The organism is Herpetosiphonaceae bacterium (assembly GCA_036374795.1).
In the GTDB taxonomy this organism is placed as follows: domain Bacteria; phylum Chloroflexota; class Chloroflexia; order Chloroflexales; family Kallotenuaceae; genus LB3-1.
Genome location: DASUTC010000111.1, coordinates 1 through 17,051, shown reverse-complemented (window position 1 = coordinate 17,051; position 17,051 = coordinate 1). Strand labels below are relative to the sequence as shown.

General features: G+C 64.9%; 13 protein-coding genes. 9 read left to right on the top strand and 4 right to left on the bottom strand.

Going from position 1 to position 17,051, the window contains the following annotated elements:
• Both VFZ66_07470 and VFZ66_07465 read left to right on the top strand, forming a co-directional pair.
• The coding region (locus VFZ66_07470; GenBank protein HEX6289013.1) for a hypothetical protein at positions 1-1,367 on the top strand (1,367 nt) is incomplete at its 5' end.
• A complete protein-coding gene (locus tag VFZ66_07465; GenBank protein ID HEX6289012.1) occupies positions 1,360-2,130 on the top strand; it encodes a hypothetical protein in 771 nt (256 codons plus the stop codon). The genes VFZ66_07470 and VFZ66_07465, both read left to right, overlap by 8 nt.
• Here VFZ66_07465 and VFZ66_07460 read toward each other — a convergent pair.
• Both VFZ66_07460 and VFZ66_07455 read right to left on the bottom strand, forming a co-directional pair.
• A complete protein-coding gene (locus tag VFZ66_07460) occupies positions 2,122-4,095 on the bottom strand; it encodes a radical SAM protein (GenBank protein HEX6289011.1) in 1,974 nt (657 codons plus the stop codon). The genes VFZ66_07465 and VFZ66_07460 overlap by 9 nt on opposite strands.
• Positions 4,096-4,169: 74 nt before the next feature.
• A complete protein-coding gene (locus VFZ66_07455; GenBank protein ID HEX6289010.1) occupies positions 4,170-6,194 on the bottom strand; it encodes a GMC family oxidoreductase N-terminal domain-containing protein in 2,025 nt (674 codons plus the stop codon).
• Between the two features lie 203 nt (positions 6,195-6,397).
• Between VFZ66_07455 and VFZ66_07450 the strand changes: the two genes are divergently transcribed.
• The 4 genes from VFZ66_07450 to VFZ66_07435 all read left to right on the top strand — a co-directional run bounded on the left by VFZ66_07450 (position 6,398) and on the right by VFZ66_07435 (position 9,746).
• Positions 6,398-7,012 carry a biotin transporter BioY gene (locus tag VFZ66_07450; protein HEX6289009.1) on the top strand — a complete coding sequence of 205 codons (615 nt, stop codon included), beginning with the start codon at positions 6,398-6,400 and terminating at the stop codon, positions 7,010-7,012.
• A 103-nt stretch (positions 7,013-7,115) separates the two neighbouring features.
• Positions 7,116-8,033: a glutamate ABC transporter substrate-binding protein gene (locus VFZ66_07445; GenBank protein HEX6289008.1), complete on the top strand. Its 918-nt coding sequence runs from the start codon at positions 7,116-7,118 to the stop codon at positions 8,031-8,033.
• A gap of 69 nt (positions 8,034-8,102) precedes the next feature.
• Positions 8,103-8,747, top strand: coding sequence for an amino acid ABC transporter permease (locus VFZ66_07440; GenBank protein ID HEX6289007.1), 645 nt, complete (start codon positions 8,103-8,105; stop codon positions 8,745-8,747).
• Between the two features lie 141 nt (positions 8,748-8,888).
• Positions 8,889-9,746, top strand: coding sequence for an amino acid ABC transporter permease (locus VFZ66_07435; protein HEX6289006.1), 858 nt, complete (start codon positions 8,889-8,891; stop codon positions 9,744-9,746).
• Between the two features lie 169 nt (positions 9,747-9,915).
• Here the strand turns inward: VFZ66_07435 and pth are convergent, their stop codons facing one another.
• Positions 9,916-10,569 (bottom strand): aminoacyl-tRNA hydrolase, encoded by a 654-nt coding sequence (pth, locus tag VFZ66_07430; GenBank protein HEX6289005.1) that lies wholly within the window; start codon positions 10,567-10,569, stop codon positions 9,916-9,918.
• 128 nt (positions 10,570-10,697) lie between these two features.
• Entirely contained in the window at positions 10,698-11,999 is a 1,302-nt protein-coding gene (locus tag VFZ66_07425) for an MFS transporter (protein HEX6289004.1), read from the bottom strand.
• 276 nt (positions 12,000-12,275) lie between these two features.
• Here VFZ66_07425 and VFZ66_07420 point away from each other — a divergent pair, with 276 nt between their 5' ends.
• The 3 genes from VFZ66_07420 to VFZ66_07410 all read left to right on the top strand — a co-directional run.
• Positions 12,276-13,625 (top strand): glycosyltransferase 87 family protein, encoded by a 1,350-nt coding sequence (locus VFZ66_07420; protein ID HEX6289003.1) that lies wholly within the window; start codon positions 12,276-12,278, stop codon positions 13,623-13,625.
• A gap of 8 nt (positions 13,626-13,633) precedes the next feature.
• Complete coding sequence (locus VFZ66_07415) at positions 13,634-15,958, top strand: hypothetical protein (protein ID HEX6289002.1); 2,325 nt, start codon at positions 13,634-13,636, stop codon at positions 15,956-15,958.
• Positions 15,959-16,022: 64 nt separating this feature from the next.
• The coding region (locus VFZ66_07410) for a glycosyl hydrolase (protein ID HEX6289001.1) at positions 16,023-17,051 on the top strand (1,029 nt) is incomplete at its 3' end.

Here is a 17,051-nt window from a genome sequence, read left to right as displayed (position 1 = left end):
CCGGAGCAGGCACCATGACCCGCACGCTGCAACATGGACTACGGATGCTCCCGCTGCTTGGCGGGCTATGGCTGCTACGCTTCGTGCCGCAGATAGTCGAAGCGCCGCTGCGTGGAACGTGGCCGCTGCCCTGGCGGCTCGACGCGCTCACGCTCTGCCTGATCGTCGGCCTCACGCTCGGCGTCGCGCTGCTGCCGCTGGGCTGGCGCGACACACTGCGCGCGCTGGCGGCGCTGCTGCTGCTCGGAGCGCTCCCCGGCGAGCATCTGCTGCTCCTGCCGCTGGCTTTGATCGGCGTGAGCGCCCTACTCTGGAGCTGGCGCTGGCTTCTGGCGGGCGCGCTGCTGAGCGCTGGCCTTGGCCTTGTGGCGCTGGCAGGAGGAACCACGTGGTCGGCTCCCACCACAGCCACAGCGATCACCTCGCAGTCGTTTTTGCTGCTGCTGGCGGCCTGCGCGATTGGGCTGAACAGCTACCCGATCGCGGTGCTGAGCCAGCGGCCTGATGCGCTGCGGCAGGCGCTCCAGCCGATCTGGCTGCTTCCGCTGATCCGCACGATCGAATGGGGACCGTGGAATAGCGGCTGGTCGCTTGCCGTCCTGCTGCTGGGCGGCGCTAGTGCGCTGTGGTCGAGCGGTAGCGCCTTGTGGATAGCCGACCGTGAGCAGCGCATCGAGCACATCCTTGGGACGTGGCTGGGCATGGCGCTGGCGTGTGTCGGGCTGCTCACAACCGTTGGAGTCGCCAGCGCGCTGTGGCTGGTGCTGGCGTACGCGCTCGGCGTCGGCTTGCTGGCGCAGGCGGATCGCCGGATCTGGTGGGCAGCGCCCGTGCCGCCATCGGCAGCGTTTGTCGCGGGCTGGCTCGCGCAGGGCGCGACCGCAGCCAGCGGGGCGTTTCTGCTGAGCGGCGTGCTCTGGCTGGCGATGCTCTTCGTCGGGATCGCGATCCTGCGGCTCAGGGCAGAGACGGCGGCAGCGTGGCAGCCCGGAATCACCGCAACCTTCGCGATCGGCCTCACGATTCTGCTGGGCTTGCTCGCGCCGCTACCGCTGCGCTGGCTGATCGTGCCCGCGATCGAGCCGTTGCAGGGCGGGCTAACCCCGTTTGGCCTGCTCGACATCTGGCCGTGGGTAGGCATGGCCGCGCTGGATGCGGGCCATCGCCGCGTGGCGGTGCTGCCCTCGATCGCCGTCGCCGTGCTGGCGCTGGTCGTCGCGGCGCTGGTCTGGATGCTCGCACGAGTCTTCGGCTGGGTGAGGCTGGACGGGGAGGGCGACGAGCAATCCCCGCCGCGATCGGCGGCGCTGTGGGAGCAGATGCGCCAGCAAGTCTGGTGGATCGGGGGGCCGAAAGAGCGTGGATGAGCTGATCGCGCTGCTGGGGCGGAACTGGCGGCTCCTGCTGCTCTACCCGGGCGGCCTGGCCGCGCTGGTCGCGCTGCTGCTCGCGCGCCTGCTGCTCGAAGATCGGCGCAACCTCCGGCGCGGAGCGGAGCGCTTACGCGGACGCGAGATCATCATCGCGGCGGCCTGGCTGCTGACGATCGCGCTGCTGCCGCTGCCGCAGACGGGCTGGCCCTACGCGCTCGATCTGCTCGTCTTGCTCGCGCTGATCGAGCTGCCGCACTGGACGAGCATCATCTCAACACCCGATCGCGCCCCCGACGAGATCGCGGCACAGCTTGCGCCGCTGCTGAACGTCTATCCCCTGCTGGCGCTAAGCATCGCGCTCCTGGGACAGGCCGCCGGATCGCTGGTGGTGCATGAGATCAACCGCAGCGGCGGATGGCTGCACTGGCTGGGGATCGTCGGCTGGGCCAGTACGCTGCCGCCGCTGCTCGGCCTGGGACCGTGGCGCGATCGATACACACTCGGCACGCTGTCGGCGCTGCGGCGCGTCGCGCACATGGGGCTGCTGCTGGCTGCGGCGCTTCCCGCCCACAACGAGACGCCGACCGTGATGGCCCTGGAGGGCTTTGCCTGCCTGCTGCTGCCGCTGGCCGCACTCGACCGCTGGTGGCGTGGCCGATCGGAGTGGTGGATCGGCTGGCAGCCCTGGCTCGTCGTGGCTTTCGCGCTCGTGGCGGCCTCCACCAGCGGAGCCGTGCTGCTGGCGCGCCTACGCTAGCGCGGGCACGGCCTCGGCAAGCCACACCACGCGCCCGGTTTCGCGCTCCCACGGGCGCACCTGCTCCATCACGGCCTCACGATACGCCGATCCGCAATCGGCGGCGAAGTGCAGCCAGATCCCGATCCCGCCTGCGGCGTACCACGCGCCGAAAGGCACCGGCTCGTCGGCGGAGAGATCGAAGCGCCAGATCACCTCGGCCACGCCCGCGTACAGATCGGGATCGACGGTGGCGGTCCAGGGCAGCGCCAGCAGGCAGCGCGGGCTGATGCGACGGTGCCCACTATCGGGCGACTCGTCCAGATAGACCGCGACCCGATCGAGGTAGCCCGGCTGGTAGGGTAGCGCCGCGCGCCATGCCTGAAGCATCGCGGGAGCGGGCGGATCGTCGGAGCAGAGCAGATACAGATCGAAGATCGTCGCGGGATTGTGCGCGATCCACGAGGCCAGCAGCGGCGTGATCCGCTTCAGATCATCATGCCGCGCCACAACATCCACATGCCGCGCCAGCCGGGCCGCAGCGTTGGTTGGCTCACGATCGTTCATCGGCAGCCACAGGCGATCGATCGGCGCCGAGAGCTGCGTCGATTCGGGGCGGAGCAGCGCATCCTGGCGCGGCGGCGGCATGCCCTCGACCGCATCGGGCGGCAGGTCGACGCCCAGCTTGAGCGCGCGGCGAAGCTGGCGCAGCTCGGCGTAGGTAAACTGATCGGTGTGCAGCACGTAGTAGGGCGGACGCTCCTGAAAGCGCAGCTCGTACTGCGCGGCCTGCTGGCGCACAGCGGTGCCGGGCAAGGCCTGAAGCGTAAACACATCGTACGGGCCGAGCGACTCGCGCCGCAAAAAATCCAGGGTTTCGCGTACTCCTGCGGGATTGTCGGCGGGCAATCCCAGGATCACATCGAGATACACCTCGATGCCGTGGGCGTAGAGCCGCCGCGTGCCTGCCGCCCACTTTTCCAGATTGGTCCGGCGATGGCTGGCGTGCAGCGCCGCAAGATGCGCGGTTTGCAGCCCAACCTCGACATAGCGCACGTTGCAGCGATCGAGCGCCGCGACGACCTCGTCGGTCAGATGCTCGCCGCGCAGCTCGGCGTAGAAGGTCATCCGCCGATCGGCATTCAGATCCTCAAGCGCGCGCATCAGCGGCCAGAAGAGCGGCACAAGATTCAGATTGGCCTCGATAAAATGCGTGCGGCTCAAGCCGTGCTCGCGGCCCCAGGCGATCTCGGCCAGCACGCGATCCAGGCCAAAGTAGCGATTGCCGAGCTTGGTGCCCATGTTGCGCCCGTACAAACAAAAGCTACAGGCGTACGGGCACCAGCGCGAAACCTCGACCATCAGCATGCTGTTGGGCGGCATTTCGAGGTAGCCGAGCAGATACGGCGACGGAATCACCGACAGATCGCTCAAGGCCACCCGCTCGGCGGTGAAGCGCAGCGCGCTCTGGTAGCGGTAGGCCAGGCCGGGAATCTGCGCCAGCGGATCGGCGGCGGACGTGCTGTTGAGCAGCAGCGTGTCGGGCTGATCCGTCAGCGCCGGGCCGCACCAGAGCCGCAACAGATCGGCAAAGGTCTGCTCGCCCTCGCCGATCACCGCGACATCCACGGCGGCATGCTCCAAAACCCACAGGTTATCGCGCTGCACCTCGGCCCCGCCGACGACTACCTGAAGCTGCGGCAGGCGCTCCTTGACCCGCCGCGCAACTTCCAGGCTGCGCTCGCTGTTCCAGGTATAGAGCGAGATACCCAGCATATCAGGCTGGCGCGCGACGATCTCGTCGACCAGCAGCGCGTCGCCGGCGTGATCGGCCAGCGCGCGCGGCAAGATCTCGATCGCGGCCCGATCGAGCAAGCCCTGCGCGTAGGCGTAGGCCTTCAGGTAGCCCAGCGCCAGCGGCACATTGAGCGCCGGATTGTTCGGCACCGGCAGTTGCAGCAGCAGCACCCGCAGTTTACGCTTCACGATTCCTATCCACGCCCCCATCATCTCGTTGCGGGTGCATTGTACCGCGTGGGAGAGCCAGCAGCGCGCGTTGATCAGTACGCCTTGATCCGCTGCGCGGTGTGATGCGCCAGCGCCATGATCGTGATCATCGGGTTGACGCCGGAGGAGGCCGGGAAGGCGCTGGCATCGGCGACAAACAGCCCGCGCACGCCAAAGACCGCGCCGTCGGCATCGCAGACCGCCGTGCGCGGATCGCGGCCCATGCGGCAGGTGCCCATCTGGTGCGCGCTGAAGAGCGTTAGCCAGTTGCGATCGACCATCTGCCGGGCAAGCTCAGCGCAAAAGGCATCGATCGCGGCGGACGAAGATTCCGCCCCGCGCCGAAAGAGCTGCTGCCGCGCGTGGAGCGTCAGCACCTCGTGAGCGCCCGCCGCCAGGTGAATCCGCACGGCCTCCTGCACGCCCCGCTGAAGATGCGCGCGCTCCTGCGGCCCCGGACGATACGTAACCACGGGCCGTCCAGAGCGTCCAGGCTGCACGCGACCGCCGACCTGATCGCGCACCAGCACGATCGCCGCGCTTTTATAGGCTGTCGCCTGCATCTGCCGCCGATGATCGCGCGCGCTGAACCAGGGCGTTGCCATCGCCAGCAGGCCGGGATGCGCCGGAGCCGTCTCAAGCCGAAAGCCGTAGCGGCCCGATAGCTCTGCAAACTCGTTGCACAGGATCGTCTGCGGCGGGCCGTCCCACAGCTCGATCCGCTGGCTGTACGTCCCCGATACGGCGGTCGTCGGGTGCAAAAACAGGTTGCGGCCAAGCGCTGGAAGCTTGAGGCCGGAGCGCATCAGGATCAGCGGCGAGTGGAGCGCGCCCGCCGCCACGACCACGACAGACGCGCGAACCTGAACCGCATAGGTGCGCTGCGCGGCGTCGGTCGCGGTGGCGATCACGCCCGTCACGTGCCCATTGGCGAGCGTGATCCGATCTGCCCGGCAGCGCGGCACAATCGTCGTATCGCCGAGGCGCTGCGCGTCGTGGAGATAGGTGACAGCCGTCGACTGTTTGCCGCCGTGACGACAGCCATAGACACAGTAGCCGCACTGGGCCGGATCGCAATCGCGGGCATTGCGCGGCAACGTCTGCCAGCGATAGCCGAGCGTGTCGCAGCCGTCGCGCAGCGTGGCGTTGTTGCGATTGACCACGCTCTCGGACTCGCCGACGTTCAGCCGCGCGGTGACGGCATCCAGCGAGCGCGTGAAGCTCTCGTCGCCGAAGTGCGCGCAGCCCGATCGCGCCGCCCACTCGTCGCGGATCGCGGGCGGCGTGCGCAGCGAGGTCTGCCAGTTGACCGCCGTGCCGCCGCCGAGGGTCGCGCCCGCCAGGATCGCCACGCCAAGATCGCGGGTGGCGATCATGCCGCGATCGAGGTACAGCCGCTCCATGCCCACGAGCTCGCGCTGGTCGAAATCGGGCGCTTGCTGCCCGCCGCCCGCCTCAAGCACGATCACCCGTTTGTTGGCCGCCGCCAGCTCCGCCGCGACCACGCTGCCGCCCGCCCCGGAGCCGATCACGCAGACATCGCACTCAAGCGTCGTCGGACGGTCGATCGTCGTCAGCGTGAGCGCTGGCCGGATCGCGGGCGGATTCGGCGATGGCGTGTAGCCGATCGCGGCCCAGGTGGGATTAAGCCCGCTCTCATCGATCACGCTGTAGAACAGAAAGGTCGCCAGGCGCTTGAGCACCTGAAATCCCGTGCGCAGCAGCGACCAGCGATGCGTCGCCAGCGATTGGAGCACGCGCTCGCGCTCAGGCAGCGCCAGGTCCCTGAAGCGTGCCCGCCTGCCGATCAGCACGCCGTTGACGAGTGGCTGATCGAGAACGCGCAGCAGACGCTTGAACTCGGCCTGCTGCCCGCGATCGAACGTCGTAAGCGCCCGCTCGATCGCCGTCGCGATGTCTAGCTCGGCGGCGCTGCGCATGAAGAGATCGGCGTGCTCGTCCGGCCCCGCCGACAACGACGGCAGCAGCGCATCACATGCGGCGGTCAGCGTCGCGCGCTCGGTTGGCGATAGAATCGCTGCTGAATGGGTAGCCGAGGACGGAGCGACAAGCGTCATACAGGCACCTCAACAAGGGAACAAGGGAGAACCAAGAGCCAAACCGAAACTTGGAACTTGGAACTCTGAACTTGGAACTCGGAGCAAGTATCGCCGACTTACGGCTCCGGCGCAACTCGGTTGACGATTTGCCGATTTTGGCCTACCGTAGTGCGGCTCCGCTATGGACGCTCATGTACACCATCCGCCTCAAGGAGGATACCATGTCATCATCTGTGATCAATCAGCCACAGACGCTCACCGACGCGCTGCTTGAGCGGCGCGCAGCCCGCACCTGGCTCACCGACGCGCTGCTGATCGTGCTCTTCAGCGGCTTTGTCGCGCTCACCGCCCAGATCACGATCCCGCTGCCGTTCACGCCCGTGCCGATCACCGGCCAGACGCTCGGCGTGCTGCTCACCGGCGCGGCGCTCGGCAGCCGACGCGGCGCGCTGGCGCTGCTGCTCTACGTGCTCGAAGGCGCGATCGGCCTGCCGGTCTTTGCCGGTGGCGCTGCCGGTTTCGCGCGCATCCTCGGCCCGACGGGCGGCTACCTGCTCTCGTATCCGCTGGCAGCGGGCATCATCGGGCTGCTGGCCGAGCGCGGATGGGATCGGCGCTTGCATCTGGCGGCGCTGGCAATGCTGATCGGCAACCTCGTGATCTACCTGATCGGCGCGTCGTGGCTCGGCCTCTACAAAGGCATCCTGGGCAACATCTCGCTGATGTGGGCGGGCGTGTATCCCTTCCTGCCCGGCGATCTGCTCAAGATCGCCATTGCGGCGCTTGTGCTGCCCGGCGCGTGGGCGCTGGTTCGCCGCACGCATGACGAGCGCTAGACCACCTCGTCTGTCGGGGCAGAAATCGCGATTGACACGCCTGACCGCCAACGATTAGAATTGGCCTCACCGATCCACTTCTTTACGAATGGAGAAAACGCAGATGTACCGCAGATTTCTTATGGCTCTGACGCTCACACTGGCGCTGATCCTATCGGCCTGTGGGCAGTCGACCGGCCAGACCGACAGCACCGGCAGCTCGCCTGCCGCGTCGGGAGCGCCCGCAGCTTCGGGAGCCGCTGGCGGCAAAGCGATGGAGAAGGCAGCCGAAGGCACCGCGCTGCGCGCAATTCAGGATCGCGGCAAGCTGATCGTCGGCGTCAAGTACGACCAGCCGGGCTTCGGCTTCCTCAACCCGACGACCAATCAGGTCGAGGGCTTCGACGTGGAGATCGCCCGCGAGATCGCCAAGCGTATCTTTGGCGATCCCAACGCGATCGAGTTCAAGGAATCGATCAGCAAGAACCGCATTCCCTACCTGAACGACGGCACGGTCGATATGGTCGTTGCGACCATGACCGCCAACGAAGAGCGCGCCCAGCAGATCGATTTCTCGGACACCTACTATGTCGCCGGGCAATCGCTGCTGGTGAAGAAAGACAGCGACATCCAGGGCATCGACAGCCTCAAGGGCAAGACCGTCGCGACCGCCAAAGGCTCGACCTCGGAGAAGAACATCACCGCCAAAGCGCCGGAGGCCAAGATCGATCTCTACGACACCTACGCCGACGGCGTGCAGGCGCTGCTCTCTGGCCGTGCCGACGCCGTGACGACCGACGACATCATCCTCTACGGCTTCCAGACCCAGAACCCCGACCAGCTCAAGGTAGTCGGCGGGCAGTTCACCAAAGAGCCGTACGCGATCGGCGTCAAGAAGGGCAACGCCGAGCTGCTGGAGGCGATCAACGCCACGCTGCGCGACATCAAACAGAGCGGACGCTGGGCCGAGATCTACAAGCAGTTCATCCCTGAGCAGAACGTGCCCGACGTGCCGCCGCAGGATTGGCGCGAAGTCAAGTAGCCGCCGCGCCTGTATTCGTGAAGGGGGAGAGCAGTGTGCTCTCCCCTCTTGTGCAGTTGGAGGGTAAGGATGTCGGCAGAAAGCATCCAGCTCATCGTTAACGGCCTGCTCATCACCCTGGCGCTGACCGCGACCAGCACGATCGTCGCGCTGATCTTCGGCACCGTGCTCGGCGTGCTGCGGGTCGGCTCGAACACGGTGCTCCGCGAGGCGGCGGCAGGCTACATCGAGTTTTTCCGCAACATTCCGATCTTGACCGTGCTCTTCTTCATGTACTTTGGATTATCCCGATCACAGGTGTTGCCGATCAGGCTCTCGCCGTTCTCGACCGCGACCTGGGGCCTGGGCCTCTACACGGCGGCGTATGTGGCCGAGATCATCCGCAGCGGAATCTATGCGGTCGGGCGCGGTCAGATCGAAGCGGCGCGCTCGCTGGGCCTGAGCTTTACGCAGATGTTGCGGCTGGTGCTGCTGCCGCAGGCGTTCAGCGTGGCGATTCCGCCGCTGGGCACGCTGCTGATCGCGCTGCTCAAGAACACATCGATCGCCAGCACGATCGTCGTCGGCGAGCTGTTCTACCAGGCGGGTATCGTCGAAGGTCGCACGTTCAATCCAAATATATTTTTGATTATCGGCATGATCTATGTCGCGGTGAATATTCCGCTGGGCTTGCTGGTGAACTACACCGAGCGCCGCCTGCGAATCCTGCGGTAGCCCGTTGGGTGAAGAACAAGGGCCCGTCAGGCCGGGTGATGAGAGAACAAGGGAACAAACAGAGAATCAAGAGCCACGTCTATCGTTCAAAGAACCGGAAACTCAGAACTCAGAACTTGGAACTTGGAAGAGGGGATCAGCATGGCAACAACATCGCTCCCAACCCGACCAAGCAGCACCGTCGTTGTCTCACGGCTGACCAGGCGCTTTGGCCGGCTGCTTGCCGCGATCGTCGTGGTAGTTCTTTTTCCGCTGGTCTTTGGCCTGGGACCTGAAGATTTTGCGAATGTCTTTCAGTTCGGCATTCTCCGCTTTATCAGCCTGGGAGCCATCGCGACGATCACCGCCTCGCTTGTCGCGATTCTGCTGAGCCTTCCGCTGGCGACGCTGCTGGCGCTGGCGCGCTTCGCCAGAGGCACGCCACAGCACTATCTCTCGACGGTCGTGATCGAAGGCATTCGCGCTGTGCCGGTCCTGCTGGTGATCGTGTACGTGAGCCGACAGTTTCCCGGCATCGGTCTTGAGCGGATGAGCCTGAGCGGCGCGATGAAAACGCTGTTCGGGGCGCTCTTCTCGTCGCAGGGGCAGGCGGTGGTCGTCGCGCTGACGTTGTACACAGCCGTGGTCAACGCGGAGCTGATCCGCTCCGGCATGGCCTCGCTGGATCGCGGCCAGTTCGAGGCCGCGCGCTCGCTGGGGATGAGCTACGCGCAGATGATGCGGCTGGTGATCTTGCCGCAGACCTTCAGGCGCATTCTTCCACCACTGATCGCGCAGTTTACCACGCTGGTCAAAGATACATCGCTGGGCTACGTCGTCGGCTTTGTCGAGCTCCAGAAAGCTGCTCAGATTATCTATCAGCAGCCTGGCTATAGCCCGATGGCCGTGCTGTACGTGACCGCGCTGATCTACTTTGTGATTAACTATGTCCTGGGCAAGGTCAGCCTCGCGATCCAGCAGCGCCGGGGTGGGCTACCGCCGCATATCGACATGGGCTAGCGGCGCGTAAAGGCGTCGGAAAGATCTGAGAAAGGAGTGTGGAAATCATGGTGTTTGGCCTGCTGATCATTGGCGGAAGCATGTTCCTGGCCGCGATCATTATCATCGTGCTCATGGTGCGCGCCCGTCGCTGACGAGGACGGAAGACCACAGCGCGCCCGGCCCGCGCTTAATGCTCGGCGCTCGGCACGACGGGCGGAGCTTGCGGCTCGACATCGGGCTGCGGAGCCGGACGCTTTTTCTTTTGCTCGGCCTGCTCTCCGGCGTTGAAGCGCGTCATCGCCAGCGTGATCCCCTCGGTGAGAAACGTCTCCGCGGCATCGGCCACGCGCGCATAGAGCGACGGCAAGTGCTCCGTCTGCTCGCGGCTCCAGTTGTTCAGCACGTAGTCCTTAGCCTGCCAGCCCTCTGGAGGCCGCCCGATGCCCACCCGCACGCGCGGAATGTCTTGAGTTCCCAGCAATTGGATGATCGACTTCATGCCGTTCTGACCGCCCGCGCTGCCGCTTGCGCGCAGGCGGATCGTCCCAAACGGCAGGTCGAGATCGTCGTAGATCACCAGTAGCTCCGAGCCGGGATCAAGCTTGTACCAGCGCCCCAGCGCCGCCACCGACTGGCCGCTATCGTTCATGTAGGTGAACGGCTTGGCGAGCACCACGCGCTGCCCGCGAATCATGCCCGTCGCGATCCGCGCCTTGTGCTGCTTCTCGTTGAAGCTCAGGCCATGCCGATCCGCCAGGTATTTCACACACTGGAATCCCACGTTATGTCGATTTTGGGCGTACTGCTCGCCAGGGTTGCCCAGGCCCACGATTAAGAACATGCGCTCCTCACTCAAGCGAGATCACTTCGCTGAGGATTGTAACATTTTGGAGAACAAAGAACAGAGAACAAAGAACAAACCACGAAAGAACAAGCGCTTCAACTCCTTTGTTCCCTTGTTCCGTTGTTCTACTCTATCCCTCGCACCCGTGGCGCGAACACGAACACCGCAATCGCCGTCAGCAGCACCACCACCTGGCCCGCTCGAACGGCCAGCGGCGCGCTGCCCAGGCGCTCGGCCAGAAACCCGGCCAGCAGATGGCCGAAGGGCATCAATCCGACCAGCGTCAGCGTATACAGGCTCATCACGCGGCCACGCAGCGTATCGGGCGTCGTGGTCTGCATAACGGTATTGGTCGTCGCCAGCAGCGTGATCATCGCCCAGCCGCCCAGCATCAGCAGCGGCAGCGCCAGCCAGAACGAGGGCGCGAACGAGAAGAGCAGAAACGCGATCGGGTAGACAAACAGCCCCGTCGTGATCCGCCCGCCCGGTCGTGTGCGCTCCCCAACCGAGGCCAGCGCAATCGCGGCGATCAGCGCGCCCAGGCCGAAGCTCGCCGAGAGCAGGCCCAGCCGCGCCTCGGCATCTTGCAGCACCGGAATCCCCCGCACGATAAACACATCGCGCGCGAAGACCGGCATCAGCGTGATATGCAGCGTGCCGAAGATACTATGCACCGTCAGCGCGCCGAGCAGCACGCGCTTCAGCGGGTCGCGCCGCACATAGCGCAGGCCATCCAGCAGATCGACGAAGGGCGTGCGCAGCGTGGTATTCGCCGCAAACGGCGGCACGCTCATCAGCAGCAGGCTCGCGATCACCGCCAGATATGACACGGCGTTGATCGTAAACGCTGTGGCCTCGCCCACCGCCGCTACGAGCAGCCCCGCCACCGCCGGGCCGATCACCCGCGCGGCGTTGAAGATCGACGAGTTGAGCGCGATGGCGTTGCCCAGATCTTCTTTGCTGACCATTTCGGGCACGAACGATTGACGCGCGGGCATATCGACCGCGTTGACGATCCCCAGGAGCGTCGCCAGAACCACCACGTGCCAGAACTGCACCAGGCCCGAAAAGACCAGCCCCGCCAGGATGAACGCCAGAATCATCGCCGAGGTTTGGGTCGCCATGATCACTTTCCGCTTGGGAAAGCGATCGACGAGCACGCCCGCCCAGAGCGATAAAAAGAGCACCGGCAGCGTCGATGCCGCCGCGACAATACTCAGCTTCGAGGCCGAGTCGGTGATGCGATAGACCAGCCATTGCTGGGCAACCTGCTGCATCCACGTCCCGATCAGCGAGATAAGCTGGCCGTACCAAAACAATCGAAAATTGCGATGCTGTAGCGCACGGAATGTTTGGGAGCGCCGCGCCTGAGGCTGACCACCCGATTGTCCACGTTGTATAGGCGCCGCAGGCGTTGTTCGCTGCATTCCTGTTCCTCCGCCATCCACTGATTCATACAACAGTATGCGCATATCAGTGTATCACGATATGCTCCAAAATTCGCCGCCGATTTGCCTGCAAAATCCTCTCGAACTATACTACGGTCGGACGTGACGCCCCAGCGAGGGCGTCGTCTTGTGTCACAGTTTCGTCATCTCTCACGCATTGACGCTGACTATCTACTTTTCTATACTTTCATCCGGGGACCAAGTTTGACCACAAGCAACGTTTCACGTAAATACAGCATCTGGGCCTGGATCGCTATGGCGCTGGTGCTGGATATAGCGGGCGCAAAGCACGTCTACACGCTGCCGTCGGTAGCAGCGGCAGCGCTGGCAGCGCTCGCGATCGTCTGGCTTGTCCCCGCGTCCACACGCGGCGCTGTGCTCGCACCACATAGCGTGCCACAACACTGGCTCGCGCTCCTGCCGATCGCGGGCTTTGTCCCCGCAGTGCTGGATGTCGCAGCGTTCGTGCCGCAGGATGGAGGCTGGACGCCAGAGCGATTTGTGCTGCTGATCGGCGGTGTGATCGCGCTGCTGGCCTTGAACCGTACCAGCGCTGGGTGGATTGCCGTCGCCGCGCTCGTGCTCGGCGTCATCGTCCGGCTGATTCATATGGAGCACCTTGACATCAGGCCGGAGAACGGCGATATGCTGCCGCTGGTTCTGGGCGCGATCGACAATCTGCTTGCCGGACGCAGCCCCTACCGGCTGTATCATATGCCCTGGGACGTGCCGCTGACCTATTTTCCTATCACCTGGCTATCATATCTACCGGCGTATCTGCTGGGGATTGATCTACGTTGGACAAATATAGCCGCCGAGATAGGCATCGCCGGGGCGCTGCTGTGCCTGAGCGCGCGGCGGGGCGGCTGGCACGCGGCCTGGCGACACGAGCCGACGCTCTTTTTGTGGGCCTGGCTCTTTGTGCAGCCAAGCGTGATCCACTGGGATACCGGCAATACCGCGCCGATCACCTGGCTGCTGCTAGCCGTCACGTTGGCGCTGGTGCTGGCCCAACGCGAGCGGGCGGCTGCTCTCGCGCTGGGCGTTACGGCGGCGGGAACGCCGCTGGTGACGGTCTTCGGAGTGTTCATCGCGCTCTACTGGCTCCGGCGCTACGGTTGGCAGCAGACGCTACGCTTGCTGGCGCTCAGCGCGGTCGTCGCGGGCGCGCTGATCCTGCCGTTCCTGCTGTGGTCGCCCCAGGATTTTGTGATGGGCACCTACGACTGGTTCAACGCGATCGAGGGCTGGCCGCGCCAGAAGTGGAACGAAACCGATCCGCACATCTGGTCGGTGATCACCGGCTTCAGCGGCGAGTTCTGGTCGCGCGGCACCGAAGGCTGGCTCAAGCCGATCCAGGCGGTGATCGTCGGCGTGATTGCGGTAGTCTACTGGCGACGCGGCGCGCAGGCCAGCGCGCTCAACGGACATGCGACGGCGGCCTATCTAGGCTTTATGCTGTTCAATCCGGTGTTGTGGCCGTACCTGTATAATCCGGCTCTGATCGTTAGTCTCGTCGGCATCGCAGCCGCGACCGCGCTCTACGGCACGAGCGAGCTGCGAGTACCGGCGAGGAGACAGCGCTCGCAGCCAACATTCTTGTAAAGAGCATCATGCCCAAATACTATCGCATCGTTCTTGCCCTGATCGTCTTTGTGATGGGGAGTGTGCTTATGCCGGGGCTTCAGGCGCGAGCGCGCTTCAACGTCGCCAACAGCCGCTTCGATCTTCAGACCGAGGAGCTGCTGCTGACCAACGGCTATGCCGCCAACATCATCGCCACGTCCGACGGGCGGCGGGTGCTGCGCGCCAGCCAGCGCAACTACACCACCACCACCTGGGCGCGCGATCTCGACTATGCGATCGGCGGCTATAGCTACATCCTGGCCGATATGAGCGTCTTTCGCGAGAATATTCAGTTTTTCCTCGATGCTACCGACAGCAGCGGCGTCGTGCCGGAGAACGTCGATGTGGTGCAGCAGCGCAGCGAAAATCGGCAGGCGTGGGACGCGATGCCCAATCTGATCAGCGCGGCCTACACCTACGCGGCCAAAAGCGGCGATCGGGCCTTCGTGGCGCAAAACATCGCAACGCTGGAGCGCATCGCGGGCTGGATCGAGCGCCTGGACAGCAGCGGCGATGGGCTGCCCGACCGCGATATTTTTCCGTACGGCTACTACGATACGGTCGAGAACAGCGTGATGCATACCTACGCGCTGGCGAAGTTCTACGGCGCATACCGCGCCATGGCCGATCTTGAACGCTGGATCGGGCGAGACGGCGAGCGCTACAACCGCATGGCCGACAAGCTGCGCGCTGGCTTTCATCTGCCGGAGCGCGCCGGAGGCTACTGGCGGGCGGATCAGGCCTGGCCGATCGCGTGGCGCAAAGCCGACGGACGAGTCTTTTCGTTTCTGGAAACCTTCGGCGTGCTTCAGGCATCCAGAGAAGGGCTGATCGGGCCGCAGGATGGCTGGCGCTACCGCAATCTCTTTGCCGCGCTGCACCAGAGCCGCGCCCAGCAGATCGATCCGGCGACGCCGACCAAGCTGACGGTCGGCGGCTATCCGCTCAGCATCCGCCGCGATGTCGTACCTGCGGCTAATAACTGGATGCTCGACGCCGCCGCGCCGTGGATCGTCAGCCTGGACGTTCCTGAGCGCTCCCGCGCGGGCTATGCTGAGGATGCCGGCCTGGTGCTCGACGCCTACCGCGCGATGACGCAGCGCACGCAGCCCGCCGTGCTCGAATTTGCCGCCAGCGCAGGCTCGCGCTACGGCGCGGGCGACAGCGGCGATCGGGGGCGCACCTGGGATAGCGCCGCGTGGTTCGAGGCGGTCTACGGCGGTCACTACGGCATTCGCATGACGCTCGACGCGCTGCATATCGCGCCGCAGCCGCTGGTGAGCCTCAACGACGACGGGATCACCGATCTGAGCTACCAGGGCGCGAACGTCCACATCCGCCTGGACGCCGCCCAGCGCTCCTACCGCGTCACCACCGACCAGCCGATCACCGTGCAGCTTGGGCCGGTGGGCGACGGCGCGACGATCGCGGTCGATGGGGTGGAGCGCGGGCCGGGCGCGCGCGTGCAGCTTGGCGCAGGCCAGTCGATCTCCGTCCAAAGCCTGGGCATTACCCGGCAGCGCTCGGATCGCGCCTTTGCCGAGGTCTGGCAGCGGGCCGACGCGCCCGTGCAGCAGGGCAGCGCCAGCCGCTCCTGGCTGTGGGGTCCGATCCCGTTCCGCACCACCGTCGAGCGCTACGCCGATAGCCCCGGCGGCGAGCGGCTGGTAGAATACTACGATAAATCGCGCATGGAGATCACGCAGCCCGGCGGCAATCGCGGGGAGCGCTGGTTCGTGACGAACGGCCTGCTGGTCAAAGAGCTGGTCAGCGGCAAGCTTCAAGTCGGCGATGCGGCCTTTGAAGACCGCCAGCCGTCGAGCGTCGCCGTGGCGGGCGATCCAGATCCGTCGAATCCGGCTCCTGCCTATGGCGCGTTTGGCGGGGTTGTCTCGCTGAACGGCGACCGGCGGGCGGAGCCGCGCGTCGGCGCGGATGTCACGGCCACGATCGATCAGGCCGGCCAGATCGGCGAAGATCGGTCGCTGGCACGGCCTGAGACGCGCATCAGCACCTACGAGGCCAACTTAGGGCATAATATTCCTGGGGTCTTCTGGCGCTACATGACCACACTGCCCGACGATTGGGTCTTTGCGTTCGGCTATCCGATCAGCGAGCCCTTCTGGACGGTCGCCCGTGTGGGCGGCAAGCATACATCGGTTTTAGTCCAGCTCTTTGAACGCCGTGTGCTGACGTACACGCCCGACAATCCGCGCGGCTTTCAGGTGGAGATGGGCAACGTCGGGCAGCATTACCACCGGTGGCGCTATGGCTTCGCCCCGTGGGAAGATTGGAATCAATGGCTACGGTAGCCAATCGGCTGCGTTCGCAGTACCATACATCATTCAGCGCACCGAGAGAGGAAGGCACATACCAATGCGCATTCGAGCCCTGTTACCTCTGCTTATCGTGGCAGTCTTGATCTCCGGCATCCTGCCATGGAGTCAGCCCGCACTGGCAAGCGAGGCAACCGCAGATGTCGTCTCGCAGGCGTTCAACAAAACGGAGCCGTTCGGCATCGTCGCCACGCTCGGCAACCGCGTTCGCGACGACGAGCAAGACGCGGCGGTTGCTCTGATGCGTGAGGCTGGCGTGCAGTGGGCGCGTGAGGAGATCAGTTGGGACAAGCTCCAGCGGACGAAGGGCGGCCCCTTTGTGTGGGGCGGCGACGGCAGCGGGTTTTACAACTACGACCGCTCGATCGAGCGGATGAGCAATGCCGGGATCAATGTGCTGGGCCTGCTGGCCTACAATCCGGCCTGGTTCAAGAGCAAAAACCCGACGGTCGATGAGTGGATCAACGACTGGGGTACGTACGTCTACCAGACCGTGGCGCGCTATGGCCGCGACCGCAAGCAGATTCGGTATTGGGAGATCTGGAACGAGCCGAACATTCGCGTCTCCGGCTATGAGAGCGGCCTGTACACAATCAAAGATTATGTGCGGGTGCTCGACGTTGCCAAAGCCGCCGCGAAGGCCGCCGATCCCAACGCGGTGATCGTGCTCGGCGGCATTACTAGCATCTGGAGCGATATTCCGACGCCCGAAGATTACGATATTCCCACCTATCTCCGCCTGCTGCACGACGCCGGTGGCTGGAACAGCTTCGACGTGCTGGCGATCCATCCGTACAGTCCCGGCGCGCCTGAGGCGGCTTCCTGGCGGCGCGATCAGCATCAGGACTTCGAGGGCGAGCTGCGGCAGGTCGATGCGCTGCTGCAAGAGTTCGGCAACAAGCCCGTCTGGATTACCGAGGTCGGCTGGTCGACCTATCGCGGCTACTACGGCGTCTCCGAGACAGAGCAGGCAGCGTTCATGATCCGCATGTATCTCGTCGCGATGGCGCATCCTTCGGTCGAGCGCATCTTCTGGTACGACCTGCGCAACGATACGCAGCCGGGAGCC